General features: G+C 35.4%; 12 protein-coding genes, 1 tRNA gene and 3 rRNA genes. All 16 read right to left on the reverse strand.

Annotated features, from left to right (window positions below; all coding sequences use genetic code 11):
- Position 1: 1 nt before the first annotated feature.
- The 16 genes from H5J23_RS08860 to H5J23_RS08935 all read right to left on the reverse strand — a co-directional run bounded on the left by H5J23_RS08860 (position 2) and on the right by H5J23_RS08935 (position 13,999).
- Positions 2 to 376 carry an ATP synthase subunit I gene (locus tag H5J23_RS08860; RefSeq protein WP_023051179.1) on the reverse strand — a complete coding sequence of 125 codons (375 nt, stop codon included), beginning with the start codon at positions 374 to 376 and terminating at the stop codon, positions 2 to 4.
- Between the two features lie 13 nt (positions 377 to 389).
- The gene (locus tag H5J23_RS08865; protein ID WP_023051180.1) at positions 390 to 599 is read right to left on the reverse strand and encodes an AtpZ/AtpI family protein; all 210 of its coding nucleotides are present in this window, start codon (positions 597 to 599) and stop codon (positions 390 to 392) included.
- A gap of 24 nt (positions 600 to 623) precedes the next feature.
- Positions 624 to 1,334 carry a class I SAM-dependent methyltransferase gene (locus tag H5J23_RS08870; RefSeq protein WP_023051181.1) on the reverse strand — a complete coding sequence of 237 codons (711 nt, stop codon included), beginning with the start codon at positions 1,332 to 1,334 and terminating at the stop codon, positions 624 to 626.
- 8 nt (positions 1,335 to 1,342) lie between these two features.
- A complete protein-coding gene (gene glmM, locus H5J23_RS08875; protein WP_185891801.1) occupies positions 1,343 to 2,701 on the reverse strand; it encodes a phosphoglucosamine mutase in 1,359 nt (452 codons plus the stop codon).
- Entirely contained in the window at positions 2,698 to 3,213 is a 516-nt protein-coding gene (locus H5J23_RS08880) for a Gx transporter family protein (RefSeq protein WP_023051184.1), read from the reverse strand. The genes glmM and H5J23_RS08880 overlap by 4 nt, the downstream gene beginning before the upstream one ends.
- Position 3,214: 1 nt before the next feature.
- Positions 3,215 to 4,648 carry an adenylosuccinate lyase gene (gene purB / locus H5J23_RS08885; RefSeq protein ID WP_023051185.1) on the reverse strand — a complete coding sequence of 478 codons (1,434 nt, stop codon included), beginning with the start codon at positions 4,646 to 4,648 and terminating at the stop codon, positions 3,215 to 3,217.
- A 25-nt stretch (positions 4,649 to 4,673) separates the two neighbouring features.
- Complete coding sequence (locus H5J23_RS08890; protein ID WP_185891803.1) at positions 4,674 to 5,099, reverse strand: GNAT family N-acetyltransferase; 426 nt, start codon at positions 5,097 to 5,099, stop codon at positions 4,674 to 4,676.
- On the reverse strand, positions 5,100 to 6,026 hold the full coding sequence (gene lepB, locus H5J23_RS08895) for a signal peptidase I (protein ID WP_023051187.1): 927 nt from the start codon (positions 6,024 to 6,026) through the stop codon (positions 5,100 to 5,102).
- An 88-nt stretch (positions 6,027 to 6,114) separates the two neighbouring features.
- A complete protein-coding gene (gene rplS / locus H5J23_RS08900) occupies positions 6,115 to 6,465 on the reverse strand; it encodes a 50S ribosomal protein L19 (RefSeq protein WP_023051188.1) in 351 nt (116 codons plus the stop codon).
- Positions 6,466 to 6,569: 104 nt separating this feature from the next.
- Positions 6,570 to 7,148 carry an LA_2272 family surface repeat-containing protein gene (locus H5J23_RS08905; RefSeq protein WP_023051189.1) on the reverse strand — a complete coding sequence of 193 codons (579 nt, stop codon included), beginning with the start codon at positions 7,146 to 7,148 and terminating at the stop codon, positions 6,570 to 6,572.
- Positions 7,149 to 7,198: 50 nt separating this feature from the next.
- Positions 7,199 to 7,274: transfer RNA gene (locus H5J23_RS08910), tRNA-Asn, on the reverse strand.
- Between the two features lie 10 nt (positions 7,275 to 7,284).
- Positions 7,285 to 7,401 (reverse strand): 5S ribosomal RNA (gene rrf, locus H5J23_RS08915).
- 86 nt (positions 7,402 to 7,487) lie between these two features.
- Positions 7,488 to 10,404: ribosomal RNA gene (locus tag H5J23_RS08920) — 23S ribosomal RNA — on the reverse strand.
- Positions 10,405 to 10,580: 176 nt separating this feature from the next.
- Positions 10,581 to 12,093, reverse strand: a 16S ribosomal RNA gene (locus H5J23_RS08925).
- Together the 16S, 23S and 5S rRNA genes with 1 tRNA gene alongside form the textbook arrangement of a ribosomal RNA operon.
- A 239-nt stretch (positions 12,094 to 12,332) precedes the next feature.
- A complete protein-coding gene (locus H5J23_RS08930) occupies positions 12,333 to 13,082 on the reverse strand; it encodes a fimbria/pilus periplasmic chaperone (RefSeq protein ID WP_185891805.1) in 750 nt (249 codons plus the stop codon).
- Positions 13,083 to 13,090: 8 nt separating this feature from the next.
- Positions 13,091 to 13,999, reverse strand: coding sequence for a toxin-antitoxin system YwqK family antitoxin (locus H5J23_RS08935; protein WP_185891807.1), 909 nt, complete (start codon positions 13,997 to 13,999; stop codon positions 13,091 to 13,093).
- Positions 14,000 to 14,004 lie beyond the last annotated feature (5 nt).

Genomic DNA, 14,004 nt, shown 5'->3' on the forward strand with positions numbered 1-14,004 from the left:
TTTATTTTAAATACTTAGATTTAAACTTTTTTATATTGTTAAATAAAGTTATAGCTAATATATTAATTTTAATATTTAGTAATCCTATAACTCCACTAACTAACATTGGAAAACCATAAAATTTTGTAGCCAGTGCTAGAAATATCCCGTATAAAAAATATCTTTTCAAATATCCTATTACTCCAACTTTAAATGGAGAGTTTGAAGCTAAGCTTGCTTTTGCATCAAGACATATCATATAAAACCCAACTACTGATAAAATTGCTCCCGAAAACATACCCATATAAACGTATTTATTTCCTGATAAAACTCCGTATATTAAAACTACCACTGCAGTTATAATTCCACGTTTTATTATTTTTTTTAACTCATCCATATATCACTCAACCTTATTTTTTCATTATCAATTTATAAGCGTTATAAAATGCACTAAATACACCTACTATAACGAAAAAAATAAATAATGGTGTGCTTTTAAAAAAATATTTTTCTATTAACTTGTATATGAGAATAAAAACGCCTATATTCCCAACTATTAGAAATCCTAAAAATCCAAGTAGTGAAAAATAATGCATAAAATCTTTATTAAAAAACACCATAAAATTCCACTTCCTTAAGCAAAATTATTTTTTTACCATGTAAAAAAATCTTTCCCCTGCTATTCTATCATTTTTACCAATACTTAACAAGTTTAAATTATTTTTTTCAATAATTTTTCTAATTTCGAACTCTTCAAATATTCTCTTTTCATATAGTTCTTTTAGTTTTTCATAATGTCCTGCTCTATTTTTAACAAAGTATACTGCTTCAACAATATCTAAGTCTTCATCTCTAAAATGCTCCCAAATAATAGTCATATCTTTTCTATCGTCATAATACACTCCACCTGGAAACATTTTATCCATAAACTCTCTATTTATAACATCAAAAATATAAATCCCACCTGGATTCAAATTAGAATAAATAGAGTTCATTAAGTCATCTAGATCTTCAAGTGATGTTAAATGATTCACTGTATCAAAAAGTGACACTATTATATCATAAGTTTCACCTGTACTAAACTCTCTCATATCTCCTAAAAATAATTTAACATTTTTATTTTTTAATTTTTTATTAGCTATTGTTAGCATATCTGCTGATAAATCTAATCCTGAACAATCAAAATCATCTTTTAATCTAAGAAGGGTTTCTCCTGTTCCACATCCTAAATCTAATAACTTTTTACCTTCAACGCCAGATTCTTTAATTTTATCCTTTATTAAATTAGCCCACTGATCATAATCGCAATGTTGCATAAACTTATCATAAACTTTTGAAAAATTTTTATAATACATTTTCTCTCCTAAATTAACTCTTTTTCAACAACTGCAGCAATCTCTTTTGCCACTTTGTCCACTGTTGCCATCTCTTTTCCTTCAACCATTACTCTTACTATTGGTTCTGTTCCAGATGTTCTTACTAATACTCTTCCTAAATCTGCCATCTCTAACTCTTTTTCTTGTATAAACTTAACTATCACTTCATTTTTATTCCATAGATTTTTTTTACTATTATCTACTCTAACGTTTATTAATAGTTGTGGCCAATCTACTATTTCTCCTACTAGTTCATCTAGTGATTTTCCTGAATCTCTTATAGCTTCTACCAATTTAACAGATGTTAATACTCCATCTCCTGTAGTTCCAAAATCTGATAATATTATATGTCCTGATTGCTCTCCACCTATATTTACATTAAGTTCTTTCATTTTTTCAAGAACATATCTATCTCCAACATTAGCTCTTATTAAATGAATTCCCTTATTTGATAAATAGTTTTCAAATCCCATATTACTCATAACAGTTGTTACAACTTGATTATTTTTTAGTTCTCCTCTGTCTTTCATTCCTAGAGCTAATACAGCAATAATCTTATCTCCATCAATTATGTTTCCATTTTTATCTACAGCAATTAATCTGTCAGCATCTCCATCGTAAGCTAATCCTAAATCTGCTTCGTACCCCATAACAACTTTAGATAATATCTCTGGATGTGTTGATCCACATCTAACATTTATATTTTTACCGTTTGGAGCATCATTTATTATAACTATCTCTGCTCCTAAAGCTAAAAATACCTCTTTTGCTACTCTATAAGCTGATCCATTAGCTGCATCTAAAATAATTTTCATACCTGAGAAATCACCTTTTACTGTTGAAACAACGTGATCTCTGTAAAGATAATATTCATCCTCTGCATAAGTAAATCTTCCAACTTCATCTCCAGCAATAGGGTCTTTAGTTATTTCTTCCACATTATCCATTAGCTTTTCTATTTCTAATTCAACTTCATCTGGTAATTTATATCCATCTTCCCAAAATATTTTTATTCCATTATCTTTTGCCGGATTATGAGAAGCTGATATCATTATTCCAGCTTTTGCTGTACTCTTTTCTGTTAAATAAGCAACTCCAGGAGTTGGAATAACTCCAACAAAATCTATATTTATTCCCATAGAGTTTAATCCAGCTGTGAGCGCTGATCTTAACATGTACCCTGATCTTCTTGTATCAGATCCCATTATTACTCTAATTCTTTTTTTATCTGGATATTCCTTTTTTAAAGTATACCCTAATGCATATCCTAATTTTAATGCTAACTCTACAGTTAACTCCTTATTAGCTTCTCCTCTTATTCCATCTGTTCCAAAATATTTTCTCATTTTAATACTCTCTCCCTTCTAAGTTGTAATTTTTCACATATGTACCCTGTTATTAACCCTGAAACGCATCCCATAAACAAAAATCCCCAAATAAATATGAAAATTGATTTACTCATAATACTAATACTTCTAAAAAGCAAAAAGTAAACAACTATAAGTTGTGTTAAATTATGTACAAAAGCTCCTGCTATACAAATAGCAATCAGCGATAGATTTTCTCTATATCTAAATAATAAAATGGTCAAGAGGGTACTAGCCCCTCCTGAAATTAAACTTATTATAAAGCTTGGTGAAAAAAGTGTTCCTAACATCATTCCTTGAATAAAAATCCGAAGCAACAATATCTCTATTGCCATCTTCTCATCAAATTTTTCTAAAGCTATTATTGTTGCAATATTAGCTAATCCAAGCTTCATCCAAGGAAATGGTTTTGGAATTAAAGTTTCTATCAGTGATAAATAAAGAGCTAATAGCACAAATGCCGTTAGATATCTCCTTCTTTTATCTGTCATACTACACCTTTAAGTCAGTATTCATTCCTAATAGTTCTTTATTCTTTTCAAGAATAGGATTTACTTCTGTTTCTAAGAAGTCTACTACTTGTGCTGGAGCAAATCCAATAAAGTTTTTAGGGTCTAAAATTTCCATTAATTTTTCTCTATCTATATCAAAAGATAAATCATTAATAATTCTTTCAATTAAATCATTTTCTAATCCTTCAACTTTAACTTGCTTTCCTGCTTCCATTGAATGAACTCTTATTAACTCATGAAGCTCTTGTCTATCTCCACCTTTTTTTACACCTTCCATTATTATATACTCTGTTGCCATAAATGGAAGTTCTGCCATTATATGCTTTTCTATCATCTTAGGATAAACTACTAATCCTTCTAATATATTTTTCCAAATGATTAATATTGCATCTACAGCTAAAAATCCTTGTGGTAATGCTAATCTTTTATTTGCTGAATCATCAAGAGTTCTCTCAAACCACTGAGTTGATGCTGTCATAGCAGTACTTTGTTGTAACGCTATTACAAACTTTGCTAAAGAAGATATTCTTTCACTTCTCATTGGATTTCTTTTATAAGCCATTGCAGATGATCCAATTTGGCTCTTTTCAAATGGTTCTTCTATTTCTTTTAAATGTTGTAACAATCTTAAATCATTTGTAAACTTATGAGCAGACTGAGCTATATTACTTAATAGATTTGATATTTCAGAATCGATTTTTCTATCGTATGTTTGACCTGTAACTAAAAATCTTTTATTAAAGCCCATTTTTTCTGCAACTCTTTCATCTAATTCTTTTACTTTTTTATAATCTCCGTTAAATAACTCTTGGAATGATGCTTGTGTTCCAGTAGTTCCCTTTACACCTCTAAATCTTAAAGTATCTTGTCTAAATTCTAGCTCTTCTAAATCTAAAATTAAACTTTGTAACCAAAGTGTTGCTCTTTTACCAACTGTTGTTAATTGTGCAGCTTGGAAATGCGTAAATCCTAATGTTGGTAAATCTTTATATTCATTAGAAAACTTTGCTAATCCATCCATAACATTAATTAATTTTTTCTTTAAAATATTTAAAGCTTCTTTTATTTGAATTAAATCTGTGTTATCTCCAACATAAGCACTTGTTGCTCCTAAGTGAATTATTGGCATAGCTTTAGGTGCTGCTGTTCCAAATGTATGTACATGGGCCATTACGTCGTGTCTAAACTTTTTCTCCATTTCATCTGCTAGTTCATAATCAATATTATCTATATTAGCTTTCATTTCTGCTAATTGTTCCTCTGTAATGTCAAGCCCTAACTCCTTTTCAGTTTCAGCTAAAACATACCATAATTTTCTCCAAGTTGAAAATTTAAATTTTGGTGAAAATATTTCTAGCATCTCCTTTGAGCTATATCTTTCTGCTAAAGGATTCGAATAAATTTCTTTGTTCATTATAAGTTTTCCTCCTAAATATATATTAATTTCTTTCTAGCGACATCAAAATTGCTGTTTCTCCATTAGGATAATAATTTTTTCTTTTTCCTACACTTACAAATCCTATTTTTTCATAAAAACATCTTGCTATTTCATTACTTTCTCTAACTTCTAAAAATAAATTTTGCTCCCAATTATTTAAATAAAAATTTATTAACTGTTCACCTATTTTCTTATTTCTAAACTCTTTTTTTACAGCTATCTTCATTATTTCATAAAGATCGTATGAATCATGCAAAATTAAATATCCTTTTACATCTTCATCAAAAACTAAAATCTTATATTCTTTTTTATTTACCATATCTTTTAAAGTTTCAAAAGTATAGTAACTTTCTATAAATATTTCTTGTTCTAATAAATTAATTTTTTTTAATATCTCTTCATCATGCTTATTAATTTCTATAATCATTTATTTTAATAGTCCTATTCTATTTAATGGCCAAAATCTTACAAGAGCTTTCCCTTTAATTCTGCTATCTTTTACAAATCCCCACATTCTTGAATCATAACTACCATTTGTATTATCACCTAAAGCTAAATAATAATCTTCATCTAAGGTTTTTGTCACTGTTTCACCTTTTAATAATTTATTTAAAACCTCTTGGTCATGTATAAAATCAAGTATCATTCCTGTTGGTACTCCATTTACTAAAAATTTTACATCTGGTAATAGTTGAGACACATAAGCTCCATTCTCTTTTAAAAGACTCTGAACTTTCGCTACATCAATATTTTCTTTTTCAAATGTATCATTATAATTTTGTCCAGGTTCAATTGTTATTATATCCCCCTTTTTAGGAACTATCCATTCATTGTAACTCAGCTCTCCTAAAGGAGTATACTCTCTATCTGATATCTTCTTTCCATCTATAAATAATCTATCGTATTTTATTTGTACTTTTTCTCCGGGTAATCCCATTAACCTTTTAGTATATAAAACTTTATCCTCAATAGGTTCTTTAAAAACAATTATATCTTCTCTTTCTGGAGCTTTAAAATTATATACTACCATATTTCCAAAAAGTCTATCTTTAGGAACAATAGTTGGTATCATTGATCCAGTTGGTACTAAAAAATTTCCTATGTAGAATTTTTGAATAATTAAAACTAAAATTAGTGCACTTCCTAAACTTTCAACTAATTTAATAGTTTTTCTTAAAATCTTTTCAGATGTTTTCCCATTTAAATTAAATTTATTAACAAGGTAATCTTCAAATATGGTTCTTTTTTTATCTATTTTAGCAACAATCTTCTTTTCTTTTACAAATATGTATATAAAAAATGCTGTTAAAATTACATAAAATATTGTATTTAAAATTATATTCTCTCTGCTCATAAATCCACTCCTCTAGTCAATTTGTTTATATTTTAACACAAAAAAAAGAAAAAAGCTAAGGAATTGTTCTTCCTTAGCTTTAGAAATCTTACTTTCTGATCTCTTTGATTCTTGCTTTCTTTCCAGAAAGTCCTCTTAAGTAGTAAAGTTTTGATCTTCTTACTTTTCCGATCTTTAAAACTTCGATCTTATCGATCATTGGTGAGTTCATAGGGATAATTCTCTCTACTCCAATTCCACCAGTTACTTTTCTTATTGTGAAAGTCTTAGCGATTCCTCCACCATTTACTCTAATTACAACACCTTCGAATAACTGTATTCTCTCTTTGTTACCCTCTACAACTTTGTAGTAAACTCCGATAGTATCTCCAGCTTTGAATTCTGGAATGTCGTTTCTTAAGTAGTTTTGCTCTACTAATTGAATTAATTTTTCTTTCATTTTAGCCTCCCTGAATATTCATTTAATATTCCATTAAAGCGGAATATTCGTTTTAATAACTATATAAGTGTATCATAAAATATTAACTTTGTCAATTTAGAAGATTAAAATTTGAAATTAAAGTTTAATATTGGTAATACTTCAAAAAGTTCACTATTATCTGCCATGTTTACTAGTCCTATTTGTAAACCTTGTAAGTTTTCTGCCATATTTACAAATCCTAATTGTAAACCTTTTATTTGATTAGCTTTATTAAAGAAACCAAACTGCACTCCTGTTCCAGTTCCTGTAAAGTTAGCTCCTCCTACTTGAACACCTTTTGTGTTATGTTCAACCATGTTAATTAATCCAAATTGAACTCCAGTCATATTTCCACCAACACTATTAAATGTTAATGGTAAAAAGAACCAACCTAATTTTGCTCCTTCGAAATTCCCCTCAGTTCTATCATAAAAAGATCCTATTGATAACCCTTTAAAATTTTGTTTTTTATTAGCTATTATATTTACATCTAATCCCTCTACATTTTGATTTTCAGTATATATAAGACCTAATCTTACACCTTTTACACTTGTTGATGGTCCATTTAGTTGTGTTGGTGACAATAACCCTAATTCTAAGCTCTCTGCTCCAAAAGAAGCTAATGATAATCCTAATAATCCTGTTACTAATTTCTTCTTCATTCAAATCCCCTTTAAAATTTTTAATTCTTTTTTTACAAAAAATAAAAAAATGGCGCTTCTTGCTGGGCTCGAACCAGCGACAACACGATTAACAGTCGTGCGCTCTACCAACTGAGCTAAAGAAGCACTTTTTTAAGATTGGCAACTTCCTATCCTCCCAGGGGGCTGCCCCCCAAGTACTTTCAGCGTTTATGGGCTTAACTTCCAGGTTCGAAATGTTACTGGGTGTACCTCCATAGCTATCGTTGCCAATCAATATTTATTTGTGTGAACTATGAATTTTCCATAGTCGTGACTTTGTCACTTCTTGGATCATTCAAAACTATATAGTAGTATATTAAGGTTAAAACTTCGATATATTAGTATTGGTCAGCTAAAAGTCTCACAACTCTTACACCCCCAACCTATCAACCTCCTAGTCTCGAAGGTATCTTAAAGAGTACTTATCTTGAAGTCAGTTTCCCGCTTAGATGCTTTCAGCGGTTATCTGTTCCAAACGTGACTACCCAGCTGTGCCACTGGCGTGACAACTGGTACATCAGAGGTTTGTCCATCCCGGTCCTCTCGTACTAAGGACAGATCTTCTCAATACTCTAACGCCTACAGTGGATAGGGACCGAACTGTCTCACGACGTTCTGAACCCAGCTCACGTACCGCTTTAATGGGCGAACAGCCCAACCCTTGGGACCTTCTCCAGCCCCAGGATGCGATGAGCCGACATCGAGGTGCCAAACTCTACCGTCGATATGGACTCTCGGGTAGAATCAGCCTGTTATCCCCAGGGTAGCTTTTATCCGTTGAGCGACGACCCTTCCATTCGGAATCGCCGGATCACTATGTCCTGCTTTCGCACCTGCTCGACCCGTCAGTCTCGCAGTTAAGCTCTCTTATGCCATTGCACTCTGCGGTTGATTTCCATCCAACCTGAGAGAACCTTTGAACGCCTCCGTTACTCTTTCGGAGGCGACCGCCCCAGTCAAACTGCCCACCTAGCACTGTCTTCGAGGGTACAAACCTCAAATTAGAATTCCGACATAGTATGGTTGGTATTCCACCAGTGACTCCGCGTAATCTAGCGACCACGCATCATAGTCTCCCAACTATCCTATACATACGATGCCAAAACCCAATACCAAGCTACAGTAAAGCTCCATGGGGTCTTTCCGTCCTACTGCAGGTAACCGGTATCTTCACCGGTAATACAATTTCACCAGGCCTCCCGTCAAGACAGCTCTCAGATCGTTACACCATTCGTGCAGGTCGGAACTTACCCGACAAGGAATTTCGCTACCTTAGGACCGTTATAGTTACGGCCGCCGTTCACCGGGGCTTCAATTCGGAGCTCTCACTCCTCCTCTTAACCTTCCGGCACTGGGCAGGTGTCAGCCCATATACGTCGCCTTACAGCTTAGCATAGACCTGTGTTTTTGTTAAACAGTCGCCTGAGACTCTTCACTGCGGCCTCTCATAGCTTTGCGTCGCGTGTACGCTCACCATAAAAGGCACCCCTTCTCCCGAAGTTACGGGGCTATTTTGCAGAGTTCCTTAACGAGAGTTAGCCTGTCCGCCTTAGATTTCTCATCCTGACCACCTGTGTCGGTTTGGGGTACGGGCACTAATATCTTTATAACGCTTAGAAGCTTTTCTCGGCAGTGTGGTATTTGCACCTTCCATCTTACGACTCCTCATCACACCTCACGTTTAGTCTAGCGGATTTTCCTACTAGACCACGCTACATGCTTGAACTGGCACTTCCGTTCGCCAGCGTGCATAACCTCCTGCGTCCCTCCATCACTTGATATCAGTGGCACAGAAATATTAATCTGTTTTCCATTCGCCTACGCAATCTAGCCTCGGCTTAGGACCCGGCTTACCCAGGGGAGACAAACTTTACCCTGGAACCCTTGGTCTTCCGGCGTGGGGGATTCTCGCCCCCATTCTCGCTACTTATTCCTGCATTCTCACTTCTGATACCTCCAGAGTCTCTTGTCGATTCTCCTTCAACGGCCTACAGAACGCTCTCCTACCAGTCGCTTACGCAACTCCACAGCTTCGGTTTATAACTTAGCCCCGTTACATTGTCGGCGCAGAGACTCTCGACCAGTGAGCTATTACGCACTCTTTAAAGGTATGGCTGCTTCTAAGCCAACCTCCTGGTTGTTTGTGAATCTCCACCTCCTTTCCCACTTAGTTATAATTAGGGACCTTAGCTGGTGGTCTGGGTTGTTTCCCTTTTGACCATGGAAGTTAATTCCCATAGTCTCACTCCTGAGCTCTAGAATTATGGTATTCGGAGTTTGATTGACTTCGGTAAGCAGTATGCCCCCTAGGTCATTCAGTGCTCTACCCCCATAATTGAACACTCAAGGCTGCACCTAAATGCATTTCGGAGAGAACGAGCTATCTCCTGGTTCGATTGGCTTTTCACCCCTAAACCTACCTCATCTCCCAACTTTTCAACGGCGGTGAGTTCGGGCCTCCACTGTGTCTTACCACAGCTTCACCCTGGACAGGCTTAGATCACCAGGTTTCGCGTCTACGCCCAGCGACTATGTCGCCCTATTCAGACTCGGTTTCCCTTCGGCTCCGTTAAACTTAACCTTGCCACTGAACGTAACTCGCAGGATCATTCTCCAAAAGGCACGCCATCACCCCAAAGGGCTCTGACCGCTTGTAAGCACACGATTTCAGGTTCTATTTCACTCCCCTCCCGGGGTTCTTTTCACCTTTCCCTCACGGTACTATGCGCTATCGGTAAGTAAGAGTATTTAGCCTTACGAGATATGGTCCTCGCAGATTCACACAGAATTCCTCGTGTTCCGTGCTACTTGGGAGAGATCATACATTTGATACGGTTTACCTGTACGAGGCTTTCACTCTCTACGGCAGGCCTTTCCAGACCTTTCCAGTTCGGCGTATCATAATGTCGAATACCTTGCAGTTCTTCAGACGACCTTCCCGCTACCCCGTAGATGCAACGGCTGCATCCTTGGCACATCTACGGTTTGGGCTCACCCCCGTTCGCTCGCCGCTACTTAGGGGATCGTTTTTACTTTCTTTTCCTCGGGTTACTTAGATGTTTCAGTTCACCCGGTTCCCTCTTTCGTGCTAAGACTCCATCTTAGCAGATTTCTCCATTCGGAAATCTTGGCATCACAGTTCGATTGCAACTCCACCAAGCTTATCGCAGCTTACCACGTCCTTCATCGGCTCTTACTTCCTAGGCATCCTTCGTGTGCCCTTAATATTTTAACCTTGTAATATAATTCATATTATTTAGACAGACTAACTACTCAATTTAAGATTGACTTAAAAATGAATTGTTAGTTAATTTAGAATATTTTCTCAATATCTACTATATAGTTTCCAATGTCCAAGTTTGATAGTAAAGAACACTATCAATCGAATAGAGAAAAAGTTAGTCTCCTTAGAAAGGAGGTGATCCATCCGCACGTTCCCGTACGGATACCTTGTTACGACTTCACCCCAATCGCTAATCACACCTTAGGAACATCCCTCCTTACGGTTAGGCCTGCTACTTCAGGTGCAACCAACTCTCGTGGTGTGACGGGCGGTGTGTACAAGACCCGAGAACGTATTCACCGCAACATGCTGATTTGCGATTACTAGCGATTCCAACTTCATGTACTCGAGTTGCAGAGTACAATCCGAACTAAGAACAGCTTTAAGAGATTAGCTCACCCTCGCGGGTTGGCAACTCTCTGTACTGCCCATTGTAGCACGTGTGTAGCCCAGCGTATAAGGGGCATGATGACTTGACGTCATCCCCACCTTCCTCCTGCTCATCGCAGGCAGTATCGCATGAGTGCTCAACTTAATGGTAGCAACATACAATAGGGGTTGCGCTCGTTGCGGGACTTAACCCAACATCTCACGACACGAGCTGACGACAGCCATGCACCACCTGTCACTAAGTTCCGGCAAGCCGGCACGAATCCATCTCTGGAAACTTCTTAGGATGTCAAACGCTGGTAAGGTTTCTCGCGTTGCGTCGAATTAAACCACATGCTCCACCGCTTGTGCGGGTCCCCGTCAATTCCTTTGAGTTTCACACTTGCGTGCGTACTCCCCAGGCGGATCACTTATCGCGTTAGCTTGGGCGCTGAGGTTCGACCCCCAACACCTAGTGATCATCGTTTACGGCGTGGACTACCAGGGTATCTAATCCTGTTTGCTCCCCACGCTTTCGCGCTTTAGCGTCAGTATCTGTCCAGTGAGCTGACTTCTCCATCGGCATTCCTACAAATATCTACGAATTTCACCTCTACACTTGTAGTTCCGCCCACCTCTCCAGTACTCTAGAAAAACAGTTTCCAACGCAATACGGAGTTGAGCCCCGCATTTTAACATCAGACTTATTTTTCCGCCTAGACGCGCTTTACGCCCAATAAATCCGGATAACGCTTGCGACATACGTATTACCGCGGCTGCTGGCACGTATTTAGCCGTCGCTTCTTCTGTTGGTACCGTCACTTTCTTCTTCCCAACTGAAAGCACTTTACAATCCGAAGACCTTCATCGTGCACACAGAATTGCTGGATCAGGCTTGTGGCCCATTGTCCAATATTCCCCACTGCTGCCTCCCGTAGGAGTAAGGGCCGTGTCTCAGTCCCCTTGTGGCCGTTCACCCTCTCAGGCCGGCTATCCATCGTCGCCTTGGTGGGCCGTTACCCCACCAACTAGCTAATGGAACGCAAGGCTCTCTCTTGGCGCATATAGCTTTCATAAGTTTCCCATGCGAGAATCTCATAATATCCGGTATTAGCTGTCGTTTCCAACAGTTGTCCCAGACCAAGAGGCAAGTTCCTTACGCGTTACTCACCCGTCCGCCATCCTCAATACCCGAAGGTAAATCGAATCGACTTGCATGTGTTAAGCATTCTGTCAGCGTTCATCCTGAGCCAGGATCAAACTCTTCATTCAAATATATTTAAAGTCCTAAGACTTACGTTTACACCATTTATTGGTTTGCCATTTCTGGCATTTTGTTATTTTCATAACTTCTGACTATTTTCTCTATTCGGTTGTTAATGTCCTTTAGTTTTCCTTCGTCTGCGGTGTTTCCCGCTGACAAAAAATATAGTATCATAAAATAAAAAGTTCGTCAATAACTTTTTTTAAAAAAAATACACATTTTTTTCAAATGTGTATTTTTTATTTAATTATAAAGTATCTGTTACTTTTTTATCAATAACTTTATCTTGTGAATCATATATGGTTACTCTAACTTTTTTTCCTTTCAATTTTTCAATTTTCATTGAACTTTCTATTTTTGATTTCCCAGTTCTTTCTGTTCTTCCAAATTGTGAATCAATGGTATCACTTACAGTTCCTCCTGCTCCAAGAATTTCTATTTTTTGTTTTAATAATTCCGAGCTATTTCCCTTAGAGTTTGAATCTGCTGTTATTTTTAAATTTGAAGTTTTTGAATTATAAGAAATTTGTAAATTAGAAATATTTGTCCCTCTTTTTATCTCTCCGTAATATCCATATATACTAATTCCAACTTCTGTTATCATTTTTATTTGAGCGTCTACTTTACCTTCATTTTTATTCAATGACTCTTTCAAAGGAATTTCTTTAAACACAACATAACTTTTATATTCTCCAGCTTCCATTCCTGCTTCAGGCTTTACTCTAAATCTTACCACTTGTTTGCTACCTGGTTTGATAGCGACCATTTTAGGATATAACTTTATATGATTATTTAAACTATATTTTTCATATCCAGGAGCACTTTCTAAAAAACTTTCTAATCTCATTGGACTTGTTGTGTTATTTATTAAAGTTATTTCGTTGGTGTTTATCTTATCTAATCCTATTTCAAACCTTGTTGGAGCTACACTAAAATTAAAAGAATAGCTTGTCAACATTACTAAAAAAAACATAATTCCTAATATAAATTTTTTCATTTTTTTACTCACTCCATTTCACTTAATATTTTATCATATTTTTCATATTTTAAACTTCTATTAAATTTCTTAAATCTATCTACAATAGAATCTTTTAACTCTTTATCTTTTTTCAATACGTTTCCATTACTATCAACTTCATTTCCTTGTATAAATCTAGACTTTTGAGCTACTAAACCTGCTTTATCATAAATTATAATTTCACCATCTTTTAAACCATTTTTATAATTTACAACAGTTTTTATATCTCCTGTTTTATAAAAAAACTTCCAAACTCCTTCTCTCTTATTATTTTTATAAGTGCCCTCTAACATTTGTGCACCATCTGCTCCAAATATTTTTATTCCACCATCTATTTTTCCATATTTAAAATTTGTTAATGTTTCTAATATTTCACCTTTATAGAAAAATACAGCTTCACCTTCTAAAAGTCCATTATAGTATTCTACTTTTGTCAGCAATTCACCAACTGGTGAATATTTTACAACTTTACCATGTAAAATCCCATCCTCTAAATTTTCATAACCTTCCATATTTTTATTTTCATAAAAATATGTCCATTGACCGTTCGGTTTATCATAATTATATTTCAGAATTCCCTTAGTATCTCCATTCAAGTATTTTAATGTCCAAACCCCATGTTTAATACCATTTATATATTTTCCTTCATATACAAATCTTTCATTTTCATCTTGAACAAATCCTTGAAAAAATCCATTTTTTATTCCATTTTCATATTGTTCTTTTATCCCTTCACCAATTAACTCTCCTGTAAAAGGAGAGGTTTCATTTACCAAATAAACTATCTGGTTTCTTAATGACTTTTTATTTATATTCTCTTTCCTTAAACTGGAAAAGGTCAGATTATATAGTACAATATAAGTGATTAAAAAATTTATAACCCATCTTTTCTTCAACCTCT

The organism is Cetobacterium sp. 2G large (assembly GCF_014250655.1).
In the GTDB taxonomy this organism is placed as follows: Bacteria; Fusobacteriota; Fusobacteriia; order Fusobacteriales; family Fusobacteriaceae; genus Cetobacterium_A; species Cetobacterium_A somerae.

Bases quoted from the DNA above. Each gene is read 5' to 3' on its own strand.
- H5J23_RS08860 (WP_023051179.1), bottom strand. From the start codon at position 376: ATGGATGAGTTAAAAAAAATAATAAAACGTGGAATTATAACTGCAGTG.
- H5J23_RS08865 (WP_023051180.1), bottom strand. From the start codon at position 599: ATGGTGTTTTTTAATAAAGATTTTATGCATTATTTTTCACTACTTGGA.
- H5J23_RS08870 (WP_023051181.1), bottom strand. From the start codon at position 1,334: ATGTATTATAAAAATTTTTCAAAAGTTTATGATAAGTTTATGCAACAT.
- glmM (WP_185891801.1), bottom strand. From the start codon at position 2,701: ATGAGAAAATATTTTGGAACAGATGGAATAAGAGGAGAAGCTAATAAG.
- H5J23_RS08880 (WP_023051184.1), bottom strand. From the start codon at position 3,213: ATGACAGATAAAAGAAGGAGATATCTAACGGCATTTGTGCTATTAGCT.
- purB (WP_023051185.1), bottom strand. From the start codon at position 4,648: ATGAACAAAGAAATTTATTCGAATCCTTTAGCAGAAAGATATAGCTCA.
- H5J23_RS08890 (WP_185891803.1), bottom strand. From the start codon at position 5,099: ATGATTATAGAAATTAATAAGCATGATGAAGAGATATTAAAAAAAATT.
- lepB (WP_023051187.1), bottom strand. From the start codon at position 6,026: ATGAGCAGAGAGAATATAATTTTAAATACAATATTTTATGTAATTTTA.
- rplS (WP_023051188.1), bottom strand. From the start codon at position 6,465: ATGAAAGAAAAATTAATTCAATTAGTAGAGCAAAACTACTTAAGAAAC.
- H5J23_RS08905 (WP_023051189.1), bottom strand. From the start codon at position 7,148: ATGAAGAAGAAATTAGTAACAGGATTATTAGGATTATCATTAGCTTCT.
- H5J23_RS08930 (WP_185891805.1), bottom strand. From the start codon at position 13,082: ATGAAAAAATTTATATTAGGAATTATGTTTTTTTTAGTAATGTTGACA.